This is a genomic window from Aeromonas sp. R1-2 (assembly GCF_040908505.1).
Taxonomy (GTDB): Bacteria; Pseudomonadota; Gammaproteobacteria; order Enterobacterales; family Aeromonadaceae; genus Aeromonas; species Aeromonas veronii.
The window spans coordinates 75,508-89,489 of record NZ_JBFODU010000044.1; the positions used below are offsets into that span (position 1 = coordinate 75,508).

At 59.0% G+C, this 13,982-nt stretch carries 15 protein-coding genes; 4 read left to right on the top strand and 11 right to left on the bottom strand.

The features are described from left to right. Window positions 1–156: 156 nt before the first annotated feature. Together AB5Y76_RS15840 and AB5Y76_RS15845 are read right to left on the bottom strand one after the other, a co-directional pair. Entirely contained in the window at window positions 157–606 is a 450-nt protein-coding gene (locus AB5Y76_RS15840) for a C40 family peptidase (protein WP_005337703.1), read from the bottom strand. Window positions 607–800: 194 nt separating this feature from the next. Beyond that, window positions 801–1,709: a hydrogen peroxide-inducible genes activator gene (locus AB5Y76_RS15845; protein WP_139407225.1), complete on the bottom strand. Its 909-nt coding sequence runs from the start codon at window positions 1,707–1,709 to the stop codon at window positions 801–803. 146 nt (window positions 1,710–1,855) lie between these two features. On the opposite strand from AB5Y76_RS15845, the gene AB5Y76_RS15850 reads away from it, so the two are divergent. Then, window positions 1,856–2,458 (top strand): peroxiredoxin C, encoded by a 603-nt coding sequence (locus tag AB5Y76_RS15850; protein WP_005337701.1) that lies wholly within the window; start codon window positions 1,856–1,858, stop codon window positions 2,456–2,458. 280 nt (window positions 2,459–2,738) lie between these two features. Here the strand turns inward: AB5Y76_RS15850 and AB5Y76_RS15855 are convergent, their stop codons facing one another. The 6 genes from AB5Y76_RS15855 to AB5Y76_RS15880 form a co-directional block, all read right to left on the bottom strand. Continuing rightward, window positions 2,739–3,704: an alpha-L-glutamate ligase-like protein gene (locus AB5Y76_RS15855; RefSeq protein WP_005353164.1), complete on the bottom strand. Its 966-nt coding sequence runs from the start codon at window positions 3,702–3,704 to the stop codon at window positions 2,739–2,741. Window positions 3,705–3,707: 3 nt separating this feature from the next. Then, the gene (locus AB5Y76_RS15860) at window positions 3,708–5,246 is read right to left on the bottom strand and encodes an inactive transglutaminase family protein (protein ID WP_005337699.1); all 1,539 of its coding nucleotides are present in this window, start codon (window positions 5,244–5,246) and stop codon (window positions 3,708–3,710) included. 3 nt (window positions 5,247–5,249) lie between these two features. Continuing rightward, window positions 5,250–6,038 carry an ATP-dependent zinc protease gene (locus AB5Y76_RS15865; protein ID WP_005337698.1) on the bottom strand — a complete coding sequence of 263 codons (789 nt, stop codon included), beginning with the start codon at window positions 6,036–6,038 and terminating at the stop codon, window positions 5,250–5,252. Window positions 6,039–6,090: 52 nt separating this feature from the next. Continuing rightward, window positions 6,091–7,068: a tRNA 5-methoxyuridine(34)/uridine 5-oxyacetic acid(34) synthase CmoB gene (cmoB, locus tag AB5Y76_RS15870; protein ID WP_019446645.1), complete on the bottom strand. Its 978-nt coding sequence runs from the start codon at window positions 7,066–7,068 to the stop codon at window positions 6,091–6,093. Continuing rightward, window positions 7,065–7,811 (bottom strand): carboxy-S-adenosyl-L-methionine synthase CmoA, encoded by a 747-nt coding sequence (gene cmoA, locus AB5Y76_RS15875; protein WP_005353159.1) that lies wholly within the window; start codon window positions 7,809–7,811, stop codon window positions 7,065–7,067. The genes cmoB and cmoA overlap by 4 nt, the downstream gene beginning before the upstream one ends. Before the next feature lie 275 nt (window positions 7,812–8,086). Beyond that, window positions 8,087–8,935, bottom strand: a complete 849-nt coding sequence (locus AB5Y76_RS15880; protein WP_139407227.1) for a DUF72 domain-containing protein — start codon at window positions 8,933–8,935, stop codon at window positions 8,087–8,089. Between the two features lie 162 nt (window positions 8,936–9,097). Between AB5Y76_RS15880 and AB5Y76_RS15885 the strand changes: the two genes are divergently transcribed. The 3 genes from AB5Y76_RS15885 to AB5Y76_RS15895 all read left to right on the top strand — a co-directional run bounded on the left by AB5Y76_RS15885 (window position 9,098) and on the right by AB5Y76_RS15895 (window position 11,991). Further along, complete coding sequence (locus tag AB5Y76_RS15885; RefSeq protein WP_005337686.1) at window positions 9,098–9,349, top strand: FmdB family zinc ribbon protein; 252 nt, start codon at window positions 9,098–9,100, stop codon at window positions 9,347–9,349. Between the two features lie 32 nt (window positions 9,350–9,381). Beyond that, entirely contained in the window at window positions 9,382–11,148 is a 1,767-nt protein-coding gene (gene aspS / locus AB5Y76_RS15890; RefSeq protein WP_005337684.1) for an aspartate--tRNA ligase, read from the top strand. Between the two features lie 102 nt (window positions 11,149–11,250). Further along, entirely contained in the window at window positions 11,251–11,991 is a 741-nt protein-coding gene (locus tag AB5Y76_RS15895) for a YebC/PmpR family DNA-binding transcriptional regulator (RefSeq protein ID WP_005337681.1), read from the top strand. Between the two features lie 128 nt (window positions 11,992–12,119). Here AB5Y76_RS15895 and AB5Y76_RS15900 read toward each other — a convergent pair whose 3' ends face one another. Genes AB5Y76_RS15900 through AB5Y76_RS15910 form a run of 3 tightly spaced genes read right to left on the bottom strand, consistent with a single transcriptional unit; the run spans window position 12,120 to window position 13,912 of the window. Continuing rightward, window positions 12,120–12,863 (bottom strand): amino acid ABC transporter ATP-binding protein, encoded by a 744-nt coding sequence (locus AB5Y76_RS15900; RefSeq protein WP_005350722.1) that lies wholly within the window; start codon window positions 12,861–12,863, stop codon window positions 12,120–12,122. Then, window positions 12,847–12,969 carry a hypothetical protein gene (locus tag AB5Y76_RS15905; protein WP_265177556.1) on the bottom strand — a complete coding sequence of 41 codons (123 nt, stop codon included), beginning with the start codon at window positions 12,967–12,969 and terminating at the stop codon, window positions 12,847–12,849. The genes AB5Y76_RS15900 and AB5Y76_RS15905 overlap by 17 nt, the downstream gene beginning before the upstream one ends. Continuing rightward, a complete protein-coding gene (locus tag AB5Y76_RS15910; protein WP_019445267.1) occupies window positions 12,953–13,912 on the bottom strand; it encodes an amino acid ABC transporter permease in 960 nt (319 codons plus the stop codon). Before AB5Y76_RS15910 ends, AB5Y76_RS15905 begins: the two co-directional genes overlap by 17 nt. Window positions 13,913–13,982 lie beyond the last annotated feature (70 nt).

The window sequence follows — 13,982 nt, forward strand, 5'->3', positions numbered from 1 at the left end:
GTTAAATATTGGCCACCACCTTATCACAAAATGGTGTGATATGCAGGTTTTAGGGCCAATTGAGTTATAAGCGTGGGTTGTGTGTCCCGACATAGCGACAGGGATTGACGGAGAGTATCGGCACGCAACTTGTGCCGCAAGCAGGCGTTTGAGCGGTTACTGGGTCACCCGACGTGCCTGCCAGTAGCGACTGTTCCAGTAGACATTGTCGAGGCGGGAGCGGATCACTCCCTTGCTGGTGGAGGCGTGAATAAACTCGCCGGCACCTGTGTAGACCCCCACATGGTACTGTTGCCAGCCGGTTTTGAAGAAGACCAGATCCCCGTGTTGCAGCCGGTAGCGATCCACCGGTTTGCCAATGCTGGCCTGAGATTCGGTGGTTCTTGGCAGGTTGAAGCCCAGCACCTGACTGTAGGCGAGCTGGGTGAAGGCGGAGCAGTCTAGCCCGGCGCGGCTGGCACCGCCCATGCGGTAGGGAACACCGCGCCATTGTTGGTAGAAGCCATCAAAGGCACTGCTCTGCCGGGGGGCCGGAGGCGGCTCCGGCGTGCTGGAGCAGGCGGCCAGCAGCAGAGTCAGCAGGGATAGCAGCAGCTTGCGATACATCGGGCTCTCTCCACGGACGGGTCTACCAAACGAGACATTTATCGAACGCCATATCCTGCCAAATCGTTCTGGGGGCAGGAGGGCACGCGACAACTTTTCCATCATAAACAGGGATCTGGCTCCAGACCTAGTCTCCGAGAGGAAAAATGTGGCGGGGAACTGAAAAACGCCAACCCGAGGGCTGGCGTTTGTTGTCACTCGTTGTGGCTGATCAGCGGTTTAAGCAGATCGGCCAGCTTGTAGAAGGTCTGCACCCGGGTGGTGCTGGGGCGCCAGACCAGCCCGATCTCGCGATAGGAGGTCTCTCCCGGCAGCGGGATGGCCACCAGATCGGAGTTGGCAAGAATGCCGGCATCGATGGCCATCTGCGGCAGGAAGGTGGTGCCAAGACCCGCTTCTACCATCTGCACCAGGGTGTGCAGGCTGGTGGCGGCGAACGGGTTGATCTTGCTCTTGTCCCGCAGGCGACAGGCGCTCACTGCGTGCTCGGTGAGGCAGTGCTCCCGCTCCAGCAGGAAGATGCTCTGGTTGGGCAGCTCCTTGTAGTCGAACGGGGTATGCAGACCGGCCGCCATGCTGGCGGGCATCACCATGTGGAACGGATCCTGACCGACGGTCTTGCAGTGAAATCCCCCGATCTCGATGGGCAGGGCGAGGATCAGCAAGTCGAGCTGACCCTGTTCCAGCTGCTTGAGCAGATTGCTGGTGGTGTCTTCACGCAGCAACAATTCGAGGTCAGGATAGGTTTTGCTGCACTCTTTCAGCAGCTTGCTCAGCAGGAAGGGGGCTATGGTGGGAATGCAGCCAAGACGTACCGTCCCCTGCATCACGCCGCCCTGATGTTGCCCGAGCTCCATGAGATCCCGCGCATCGGAGAGCAAATTGCGAGCGCGCTCGACGATTTCCATGCCGACCGGGGTCATAATGAAGCTCTTGTGGTCCCGCTCCACCAGTTGCAGGTTCATCATGTCCTCCAGCGTCTGGATCCCGGTACTCAGGGTCGACTGGCTGACATGACAGGCCTTGGCGGCGCGGTTGAAGTTCTTGTGCTCATCGAGAGCGACCAGATATTGCAGCTGTTTGAGGCTGGGCCAACGTTGCATAGAAAAACCCGATTAATGCTATCTATTTAATTTGATTTAACTAATCTACCACCGGGTCTATAGTTTGTCGCTTGAATTAGATGGACTTGGCTCTAGGTAGCCCAATCCTCACCGGATTGTTCACTTCACATAAAGAGGAATTGAATATGGTATTGGTAGGCCGTCCCGCACCCGATTTTACCGCCGCAGCTGTTCTGGGTAATGGCGAGATCGTTGATTCATTCAACCTGTCATCCCACATCAAAGGCAAAGCTGCCGTTGTCTTCTTCTACCCGCTCGATTTCACCTTCGTCTGCCCGTCCGAGCTGATTGCCTTCGATCACCGTTATGAAGAGTTCCAGAAGCGTGGCGTGGAAGTGATCGGTGTTTCCATCGATTCCCAGTTCTCCCACAACGCATGGCGCAACACCAAAGTGGAAGATGGCGGTATTGGTCAGGTCAAGTACCCGCTGATCGCCGACGTGAAACACGAAATCTGCAAAGCCTATGACGTTGAGCATCCGGAAGCCGGCGTGGCGTTCCGTGGCTCCTTCCTGATTGACAAGAACGGTGTCGTTCGTCACCAGGTTGTCAACGATCTGCCGCTGGGCCGCAACATCGACGAGATGCTGCGGATGGTCGATGCCCTGCAATTCCACGAAGAGCACGGCGAAGTGTGCCCGGCTCAGTGGGAAAAAGGCAAAAAAGGTATGCAAGCCTCTCCGGACGGCGTTGCCAAGTACCTGTCCGAGAATGCTGACTCCCTGTAATCAAGTCGTACTCTCCTTGAAGAACCGGCGTCTTGGCGCCGGTTTTTTTATACCTGAGATTTATCCATCCTCTGACATTGCGGTCACCCTCTTCTCGTTCCATCGTTCCATCGTTCCATCGTTCCATCGCTCTCCTTGCTACTCCAAGCTGCCGTTCGCTGGCGTACTCGTTGTTTCGAAATGAGGTGCTGATCCGAATGGCTGGGTGGGGGGATATGCCGACAGACAATAGCCATAAAAAAAGCGCGCCATAGGCGCGCTTAGTTCACAAGCGGAGGTGTTATTCCTCAAAGATCCCGAAGTGATCCTTGGCGAAATTGACCCGCTGCTCCACGTTCATCTTCACCTGGCCCAGCTTCTCGATAGTCTTGAGATTGGGCACCAGGCCGCGACCGTTGGCGATCTGGATGGCAAGACCGGGACGGGCGTTGAGCTCCAGCAGCATGGGGCCGCGGAACTTGTCCAGCACCATGTCGGTCCCGATGTAGCCCAGACCCGACATCTCGTAGCAGGAGGCGGCCAGAGTCAGCAGGGTATCCCAGTGGGGCACCTTGAGCTCATAGAGGTCGAGGCCGGTGTCCGGGTGGTGGCGCAGCGGATTGCCAAACTGCACTGCCCGCAGGGCACGACCGGTACGCAGGCACAGACCCACCCCCACGGCGCCCTGGTGCAGATTCGCCTTGCCGTCGGAGGCGGCGGTGGAGAGGCGCATCATCGCCATCACCGGGAACCCCTTGAAGATGATGACCCGGGCATCGGGTACCCCTTCGAAAGAGTAGCCGTCGAACACATCATCAAAGTTGATGAGGCCTTCCACCAGAGCCACGTCGGGCTTGCCGCCAAGCGAATAGAGCCCCGCCAGAATGTTGGAGACATGGCGCTCCAGATCCTGACCGGTAGAAGCGCTGCCGTTGGGTTTATAGAAGAGGCCATCTTCCTGACGCAGGATCACCAGGATCCCCTTGCCACCCGAGCCACGAGCCGGCTTGATGCAGAAGCCCGGCCAATCTTTTACCAGCTCGGTGATGCGACCCACATCGTGCTGGGCACGGATGGTACCGATCAGCTCAGGCACGGTAACGCCTGCATCCAGCGCAATTTGCTTGGTCTGCAGCTTGTCATCCACCAGCGGATAGAGGCTGCGCGGATTGTAGCGGCTGATGTAGGAGTGGTTGCGCTTGTTCATGCCGAGGATGCCTGATTGGGACAGGCTCCACGGGGTTGTGTATTTTTCCCAGAACCACATCGGTTACTTGTCCTTACCCGGGGTGACGCCAGATTTCATCTCGTCCACCAGCGGCTTGAAGCGCTTCAGTTCGCTCAGCTTGTAGCCGGTGTAGTTACCCATCAACAGCACGGTCGCCATCAGCACCAGCTGCAGGCCGAGGAAGTTGAAGGTGAGGTGACGAATAAGCTCGTTATCCATGGCCAGATAGGCGATGACGGCAACCAGCAGAGAGCCACCACCCTGGCGGAACACCTCTTTCGGGCCCTCTTCTTCCCACAGGATGGACATCCGTTCGATGGTCCAGGAGAGGATGATCATCGGGAAGAAGGTGATCTTCATACCATCGGTCAGCCCCAGCTTGAAGGCGAACGCGGAGAAGATACCGATCATCGAGATAACCATGATGATGATGGCCGATATTCGGGCGACCAGCAGCAGGTTAAGCCGAGACAGATAGGAGCGAATGATGAGACCGGTGCCGACGATCAGCAGGAAGCCGATGAGACCGGTGACCAGCGAGGTCTGGATAAAGGCGACCGCGATCAGCACAGGCATAAAGGTACCTGAGGTCTTGATCCCCACCAGCACCCGCAGGAACACCACCATCAGCACGCCGATCGGGATCAGCAGCAAGCCCTTGAACAGGGTCTGCTCTTCCAGCGGCAGGCTGTGGATGGAGAAGTTCATCATCTCTGATTTTTCGAACTTCTGCGCCAGTGCCACGCTGACCGGCTGCTCTTGCTCGATCATCGAGAAGCTGACACGGGAGTTGTGACCACCGGTCACGTCCAGCAGGGCGCCGGAGTTGTATTCCCACAGCAGCAGGTTGGCCGGACGGCCCTGTTCACCGGTTTGCGGGTTGAACAGCTTGTAGTCGGTCGGGCTGTTGAATACTTGCAGGTAATCCACCAGCTCCTGACGACGGCGGCCATCTTCCAGATTCAGGGCATGCACCACGCGGGTGGGGACGTCAGCATTGTTGAGCAGTTCGGCGATCAGGTTGGCGCGGCTCTTGTGCTTTTTCAGCAGCTCGGCGTTCTGCTCCTGCTTCTCGATCTCCTTGATGATCTCGCGAGTCAGGGTGTAGCCGTCGGCAGAGCGCTCCTGTGCCCGCTCGAGGATCTGCTTCATCGCGGTGGCATAAGGCTCACTCTCGATCTGCTTCTCGATGGCAGGCGGCTGCGGATTGGCGGCCGGTTTGGCGTGGGCATCCGCCATCATGTCGACGCGGTAATAGAGCTCCTGACGGCCAGAGGCGGTGCGGATGGACCACTCGGCGCGGGCATCGCCATCTTTCTCGACAAAGGAGAGGCCGTAGCCGGGGCTGGCGGCGTTCTCGTTCATCAGGGTGAAACCGGGCTGGGTGCCCGGAATGGCCAGGGAGGCGATCACCGGCTCACCGGTCGCCTCAAACTCCAGCTTGGCTTCGATGGACCAGATCTGGCGCTTTTCACCGGGCGTCAGCGGCACATCCAACGCGATATGGTGATAGATCGTCATCCCCAGGCCGACAATGTACAGCAGGGCTACCAGCAAATAGAACGGCTTACGGGAAACCATGGATTATTTCACATCCTTGAGCTTGGGTTTGGGTTGGATATATTCGCGGGCCACATCAACCACGGCGATGTCTTTCAAAAATTCGCGACCCAGCAGCACAGGGAAGGTCATGTCGCTACGGTCTTTCAGGGTAAATTCGGCTTTCTCGGTCATGTCGCCAATGCGCACGGCCAGACGCACTACCGGACGGCGGTCCAGATCGTCGGCAGAGGCCTGACGCACCCGTACATGGCGTACCAGCGGCGCTTCGATCTGGATCTTGTCGTCCACTTCCTGATGGCTCAGGAAGAAGCGCACCCAGTTTTTGCCGTTGCGCTCGAAAATGGTGATCTCCTGCGCACTGATGGAGGAGGTGGTCGCACCGGTATCGACCCGCGCCTGGAAGGCGTCATTGGCGGCATCAACCCAGATCCACTCGGCTTCACCGACCATCAGCTTGCCATCGATGGTGTGACCCTGATTGGGGGCCGGGCACTTCTCGGTGGGGATGGCCATCGGCTTGGGCGGCTCGGAGGGGAGGGTGGCGAGCTTGTGGTCTACTTGCTTGACGGACTCTTTCATATTGGTGACATCTGTGTTGAGCTGAACCAGCAGGTGCTGTTGCTGCACATACTGCTTCTGTTGCTGTTCCATGGATGTTTGCAGGCGCTGCTCGCTCTGGCTCAGCTCGCTACGAAGCTCGGCCAGCGTCAGAGCAGGGACCTGAGGCGCTTTTTCCATATTGACACACCCGCCGAGACTAAGCAGGGAGAGCAGGGTCATTCCTTTTAATTTGCTTTTCATGTCATTCATTTAACTGTGCTTCCTGGAATTGGGTCAGTGTAACTTCCTGAATCGCCATCGGCTAGTCTTTGGCCTTGCGGGCAATCAGTACGGCACGTTTCGGCGCCGGGTGTCCTTCTACCGTGAGTGCCGGATTGTCTGGATCCAGATAGTCACTCAGGGATTCATTAATCATCCAGTCGGTACGACGCTGTTCGTCGGTGCTGGTCATATTCTCGTCTACTATCCGCACGTCGGTGAAGCCGCAGCGCTCGACCCACAGCTTGAGGGCGCGGCTTGAGGGAATAAACCAGACGTTGCGCATTTTGCCGTAACGGTCGGTGGGCATCAGCACGTCGTTGACCCCGCCGTCAATCACCAGCGTCTCCAGCACCAGCTCGCCATCATCTTTCAATTGATTGCGCAGCTGCTCGATGTGCTCGATGGGGGATTTGCGGTGATAGAGCACCCCCATGGAGAAGACGGTGTCAAAGGCACGCAGCTCCGGCAGCTCCTGAATACCGAGCGGCAACAGGTGGGCGCGCTGATCATTGCCCGCGAAGTGGCGAATGGCCTCGAACTGGCAGAGGAACAGCGGGCTAGGGTCGATGCCGACCGCCAGCTTGGCCCCTTCACCTACCATGCGCCAGAGGTGGTAGCCGCTGCCGCAACCCACATCCAGCACGTAACGCCCTTCGAGCGGGCTGATATGGGGCAGCACCCGATCCCACTTCCAGTCAGAGCGCCACTCGGTGTCGATGTGGATGCCGTGCACGGTGAACGGCCCCTTGCGCCAGGGCATGAAGTGGCGCAGCAGGCTCTCGACCTTCTTGCGTTCACCTTCGCCAAGGCTCTCGGCCGAGCCAATCTCGACCCGGCTTTTCAGCTCGACGTTGCCGGGGGAGACCACCGGCAGCTTGTTGAGGGCGCGGTTCCAGCGCGGCAGGTCGCCATGCTGGTTGTCATGTTGCCAGGCGTGCAGCTGGGCGGGCAGAGTATGCAGCCAGTGGCTCAGCCGGTTTTTGGCAATCAGTTGATAGAAATTGGCAAAGTCGATCATGGCTGGGCGTCGCTGGATTTGATGGCAATCATGGAGCCGAAGTTAAAGCACTGGAACCAGAGATCCTGATGGACGAAACCGGCGTCCCGTAGGCGTGCCTGATGCACCGGCAGGCTGTCGGTGCGCATCACGTTCTCAAGGGCGGTGCGTTTCTGGCTGATCTCCAGCTCGCTGTAGCCATTGGCCCGCTTGAAGTCGAGATGCAGATCGATCAGCAGCTCGTTGACCGGTTCATCTTCGAAGCGGAACTTTTCGCTCAGGATCAGGATCCCGCCCGGGCGCAGCCCATCGTGAATGCGCTGGATCAGGGCGGCCCGTTTCTCTGGCTCGACAAATTGCAGAGTGAAGTTGAGTACCACCACGGAGGCATTCTCAATCTCGATGTCGCAGATATCCGCCTCCACCAGCTCCACCGGCACCTCGGATTTGAAACCGGAGAGGTGGGCGCGGGCGCGCTCGATCATCGGATGGGAGAGATCCACCGCGGTGATGCGGCAGCCGGGCTGGCTGACATGGCGACGCATCGCTTGGGTCGCGGCGCCCAGTGAGCAGCCGAGATCATAGAGTCGGCTCTCGGGTTGGGCGTAGCGGGCGGCCATCATGCCGATGGCAGAGATGATGTTACTGTAACCCGGCACCGAGCGCTGGATCATATCGGGAAAAACGTCGACGACCTGTTCGTCAAAACAGAAGTCTCCCAATCGGGCGATCGGGGCGGCAAAAATTTGATCTTTGGTATGCATGCTGGCGCAACCTGACAGTCGGGACATCACCCGGCTGTATTGTTCAATTGAGTCGTTGGGTGACACCCATCAGAGTAGATTTATCACCTGTTTACGAACGGGGTGGCTGGTCGTGAAATCCTTTGGACCTGTCCTGTTCGTACGGGCCATGTTCCGGACCCTTACTTGGGGCGGTAGTGTAGAGGATTGATGGCCGTTTGTCTTGACGCCAGGGCTTGCCACGCCACAAAAAAGCACTTTTTTTGCAGCGAAACGATGGCCGCAGAATGGGTTGGCTAAAAGCGCAGCACTCCCTGCCGTGCGCGATCGTTTTCCCCCGGCCAGGGGGCCATCTCCTGCTCCAGCAAGCGGGTGATCTGACGGGCCAGCTCAGGTGCCTGGGCGTTGTCGGCAGTATGTATATAGAGGTAGAGGTCCTTGCCCTCCGCGAGCCACTGGCGCCAGTGGGGGAGCCAGCTGGGCAGGAAGGGGTGATTTGCCGCCGGATCCGGCAGGCCGATAAAGCGCACCATGGGGGCGTTGGCGGTGGCCAGCAGATGCACCGGCAGGCGCGGTTTCTTGCCCTGGGCATCGACAAGGGCTGGCGTGGTTGCTGGCACCGAGAAGAGTGGCCGGCTGTCGAGCATCACCCGGTTCACACCCTGTTCCATCAGCAGCCGGTTCAATGCCCGCTCGGCCTCCCCCTTGGCGAAAAAGTCGGGGTGACGCACCTCGAGGGCGTAGCGAAATGCCCGTGGCAGCCGCTCGATAAAGGCCGCCAGTCTGGCCAGCCCCTGTGGCCCGAAACGGGCGGGCAGCTGCAGGGTGAGCAGCCCCAGCTTCTCGTGTAGTGGCGCAAGTAGCTTGATAAAGTCGGCAACCTGTTTGTCTGCGCTCACCAGATCGCTCTGGTGGCTGATGGTTTGCGGAAATTTGAAGTTGAAACGAAAGTGATCGGGCACCGCATCGGCCCAGCGCTGTACCGTGTCCGGTGTCGGCAGGGCGTAGAAGGTGGTGTTACCCTCCACCGAGTTGAAGACGGCCGCGTAGTGGGCGAGGTGTTCGGCAGGCTTGGCGCCAAGGCCCAGCAACTGGCCGGGCCAGCTGGGGTGGGACCACTGTGGCAGGCCCAAATAGAGGCTCATGATGGCTATTCTCTTCGCTCTTGGTGCATTCGTGCCGATTTTTTGCCCGCTTTTTGCCATCGAGTGCAAAAAACTGGCGAAAGGAGGCTGCTGGCCATTTTACCCAAAAGGGGGTTTTCCTCTATAATGCCAGCCCTTTTGTTTTTCAATTTCTTGTGACCCATGCCTATCTACGAATATCGTTGCGACGTCTGTGGCCATGAATTGGCAAAACTGCAAAAGCTTTCCGATGCCCCCCTGACCGACTGTCCGGCCTGTAGCAAGCCGAATCTGGTCAAGCTGATATCGGCGGCAGGCTTCCGGCTCAAGGGAACCGGATGGTACGAGACTGATTTCAAACCGGGTAAGAAAAAGAATCTGGCCAGCTGTGAGACAGACGGTGCTTGCCAGTCGTGCCCGGCGGCCCAAGGTTAACCGTCTCTCTACAATTTCGAAGGAAGAAGTCCATGCGCTCTATCTATTGCGGACAGGTCAATGAGGCCCATGCAGGGCAGACCATTACATTGTGCGGTTGGGTTCATCGTCGTCGTGATCTCGGCGGTCTGATCTTTATCGATATGCGCGACCGGGAAGGGATCGTTCAGGTGTTCTTCGATCCGGACAAACCGGACGCGTTCGCCCTGGCCTCCGAGCTGCGCGGCGAGTTCTGCATCCAGGTGACCGGCGTGGTGCGCACCCGTCCCGAGTCCCAGCGCAACAGCGACATGGCCACTGGCGCCATCGAAGTGTTCGCCCACGAACTCAACATCATCAACCGTGCCGAGCCGCTGCCGCTGGACTTCAATCAGGTCAACAGCGAAGAGATCAGCCTCAAGTATCGCTACCTGGATCTGCGTCGTCCAGAGATGGCCAAGTACCTGAAGACCCGTGCCAAGGCCAGCGCCTTCGTACGCCGCTTCATGGACGAGCACGGCTTCCTCGATATCGAGACCCCGATGCTGACCAAGGCCACCCCGGAAGGTGCCCGTGACTATCTGGTGCCGAGCCGCGTGCACAAGGGCAAGTTTTACGCCCTGCCGCAATCTCCCCAGCTGTTCAAGCAGTTGCTGATGATGTCCGGCTTCGATCGCTACTACCAGATCGTCAAGTGCTTCCGTGACGAAGACCTGCGTGCCGACCGCCAGCCGGAATTCACCCAGATCGACGTGGAGACCTCCTTCATGACCGCACCGCAGGTGCGTGAAGTGATGGAAGAGATGATCCGCAAACTGTGGCTGCACATCCTGAACGTGGATCTGGGCGACTTCCCGATCATGACCTTCGACGAAGCCATGCGTCGCTACGGCTCCGACAAGCCGGACCTGCGTCTGCCAATGGAGCTGGTTGATGTGGCTGATCTGCTGACTGCTGTCGAGTTCGCCGTGTTCGCAGGCCCCGCCAACGATCCGAAAGGCCGTGTGGCAGCCCTGAAAGTCCCGGGCGGCGCCGAGCTCTCTCGCAAGCAGATCGATGAGTACACCAAGTTTGTCGGCATCTACGGTGCCAAGGGTCTGGCCTGGATGAAGGTCAACGAAGCCGCCAACGGCATCGAAGGCGTGCAGTCTCCGGTTGCCAAGTTCCTCTCTGACGCCATCGTGCGCGAGATCCTGGCCCGTACCGGCGCAGCCGACGGCGACATCATCTTCTTTGGCGCTGACAGCAAGAAAGTGGTCTGCGATGCCATGGGTGCCCTGCGCCTGAAAGTGGGTCGCGATCTGGGCCTGCTGGAGAACAGCTGGAAACCGCTGTGGGTCATCGACTTCCCGATGTTCGAGGAAGATGGCGAAGGTGGTCTGGCCGCCATGCACCACCCGTTCACCGCGCCAAGCAACATGAGCCCGGCCGAGCTGAAAGCCAACCCTGTGGGTGCTTACGCCAACGCCTACGACATGGTGATCAACGGCTACGAAGTGGGTGGCGGCTCTGTCCGTATCCACAACAGCGAGATGCAATCCACCGTGTTCGATATCCTGGGTATCACCCCGGCCGAGCAGCGCCTGAAGTTCGGCTTCCTGCTGGATGCGCTGAAGTACGGTACCCCGCCGCACGCCGGTCTGGCCTTCGGTCTGGACCGCCTCAGCATGCTGTTGACCGGCACCGAAAACATTCGGGACGTCATCGCCTTCCCGAAAACGACCGCGGCCGCCTGTCTGATGACAGACGCCCCCAGCCTTGCCAACGCCGCCCAACTGGGTGAGCTGGCGATTGCAACCACCGTCAAGGGCGACGAGTAAGCCGATACCGGCACCGGAGGCCGCCGCCGTGCGGCCTCTGTGTTTCCCTTGGGTTAGTCATGATCAGTGTTACTGATATTTAAAAAATAACGGAGAGTCTCTATGGCAGGTCACAGTAAATGGGCCAACATCAAACACCGCAAGGCCGCTCAGGACGCCAAGCGTGGCAAGATCTTCACCAAACTGATCCGCGAAATCACTACCTCCGCGCGTCTGGGTGATGCCGATCCCGCCAACAACCCGCGTCTGCGTGCTGCGGTGACTGCCGCCCTGACCAATAACATGACCCGCGACACCATCAACCGTGCCATTCAGCGTGGCGCCGGTGGTGGCGATGGCGAACAGCTCGAGACCATCGTATACGAAGGTTACGGCCCGGCTGGCTCTGCCGTGATGGTAGAGTGCCTGACCGACAACCGTAACCGTACCGTAGCCGAAGTGCGTCACGCCTTCAGCAAGTGCGGTGGCAACCTGGGTACCGACGGCTCCGTAGCCTATCTGTTCAGCAAGAAAGGTCTGCTGACCTTCGTGGGTGTGGACGAAGATGCCCTGATGGATGCTGCGCTGGAAGCGGGCGCCGATGATGTGGTCACTGAAGAGGATGGCACCATCGAGGTGTATACCACCCCGAACGACTTCGGTACCGTGCTGGACGGTCTGGAAGCTGCCGGCTTTAAGGCCCAGAGCGCCGAAGTGACCATGATCCCCTCCACCGAAGCGGAGCTGGATGCAGAAACTGCACCCAAGCTGATGCGTCTGATCGACATGCTGGAAGATCTGGACGATGTGCAAGAGGTTTACCACAACGGCTCCATCTCCGATGAAGTCGCTGCGACCCTCTGATCGCTGAATCGTGCTCTCCCGATGGCAGCCTGATGGCTGCCATTTTTTTATCTTTGCATCGTGGCAACTGCTGATGTGTCAGTTGAGCACCCAGTGCAACAACTCGATAATCCATCTTTGGGTATCAGCTACAGCACCTGACTCAAGAACTGGCGCAGACGCGGGGAGGGGGGATTGTCGAAGAAGTCGGCCGGTTTTTCATCTACCAGCAGTTCGCCACTCTCCATAAAGAGCACCCGATCCGCTACCTCGCGGGCAAAGCCCATCTCGTGGGTCACCACCACCATGGTCATCCCTTCGCGGGCCAGCCCCTTCATCACATCCAGCACTTCCCCCACCATTTCGGGGTCGAGCGCACTGGTGGGCTCGTCAAACAGCATGATGCGTGGCTGCATGGCGAGCGCCCGAGCGATGGCCACCCGCTGTTGCTGACCGCCGGAGAGTTGGGAGGGATAGCTGGCCGCTTTCACCGACAGCCCCACTTTCAGCAGCAGCGCCTTGGCTCTGTCTTCGGCCTCACGGCGCGACAGGCCACGCACCTTCTGCGGGGCGAGGCAGATATTATCCAGCACCGTCAGGTGGGGGAAGAGGTTGAAGGACTGAAACACCATGCCCACCTCTTCCCGCAGCTTGTTGACATCGCCCGGCTCGGTCAGGCAGATGCCGTCGACTACTATGTTGCCGTCGTTGATGGTCTCCAGCTGGTTGAGGGTGCGCAGGAAGGTGGACTTGCCCGAGCCACTGGGGCCGACGATCACCACCACTTCCCCTTCGGCCACCTGGGTGCTGACATTTTTCAGGGCGTGCACTTCGCTACCGTAGAACTTCTCTACACCGGTCGCTTTGATGATTGGATCAGTTGCTGCGCGCATATTTCGCCTCCAGAAAACGAACCGGGAAGGCGAAGGGGGTGCCAGTGATGGCTGCACTTCTCGATGCCTGTAGCACCTTGATGATGGGATCAGTTGCTGCGTGCATATTTCACCTCGAGACGGCGTACCAGGAAAGAGAGGGTGCCGGTCAGCACCAGATAGAGCAGGGCCACGGTAAACCACACTTCGAACGGGCTGAAGGTGGAGCTCACCACCTCGCGCCCCGCCTTGGTCAGATCGGTGATGGAGATGACCGAGACCAGCGAGGAGTCCTTGATCAGGTTGATGAACTGGCCTGCCAGCGGTGGCAGCACCCGCTTGAACGCCTGCGGCAGGATGACATAGCGCATGGTCTGGGCGGAGGTCATTCCCAGGCTGCGGCCCGCCTCCATCTGCCCCTTGTGAATGGAGCTGATGCCGGCGCGGACGATCTCCGCCACATAGGCACCGGTAAAGACCGCCAGCGCGGCGACCCCGGCGGTGAAGCGATCGAGGTTCAGCACGGTGCCGATAAAGAAGTAGACGATGAAGATCTGTACCAGCAGCGGCGTGCCGCGGATGAGCTCAACGTAGGTGACCGCCAGATTGCGCAGGGCGGGATTGGGGGAGAGACGCGCCAGCCCGGCCAGGGTACCGAGCAGGATGGCGAAGATGCCCGCCACCAGCGAGAGCTTGACGGTGACCCAGACGCCCCAGGCGATGGGGCCTGCGGTCCAGCTCAGTTGGGTGTCGAGGGTATCGCCACGAAAAACGGTATCCCCTTCGGCGACTTGTACGCCGGTACTGGCGATGGCTTGCCGCACATTGGGATCGAGATCGTCTTGCAGGAACAGCTTGCCCTTCTCGGCCTCGCTGGTGCCCGCCATCACGGTGCCGTCAAATTCGGCGAGATTCTTCTGCTCCGCCTGATAGGCGATGTATTGGGGAATGCGTTCCCAGCGCCAGGTGTAATCCACTGACTGGACAGCCTTGTAGATGCCGAATACGGCAACCAGCAGCATCAGCAGGAAAACCCCATGCCAGAGTAGCTGATTGGGCTGTTTTTCCATCTGTCTTGTCGGTTTGGGTGTGTGCACAGTCACAACCTCTTCTCGTTATTGTGTGGGGAGCTGCGTGGTG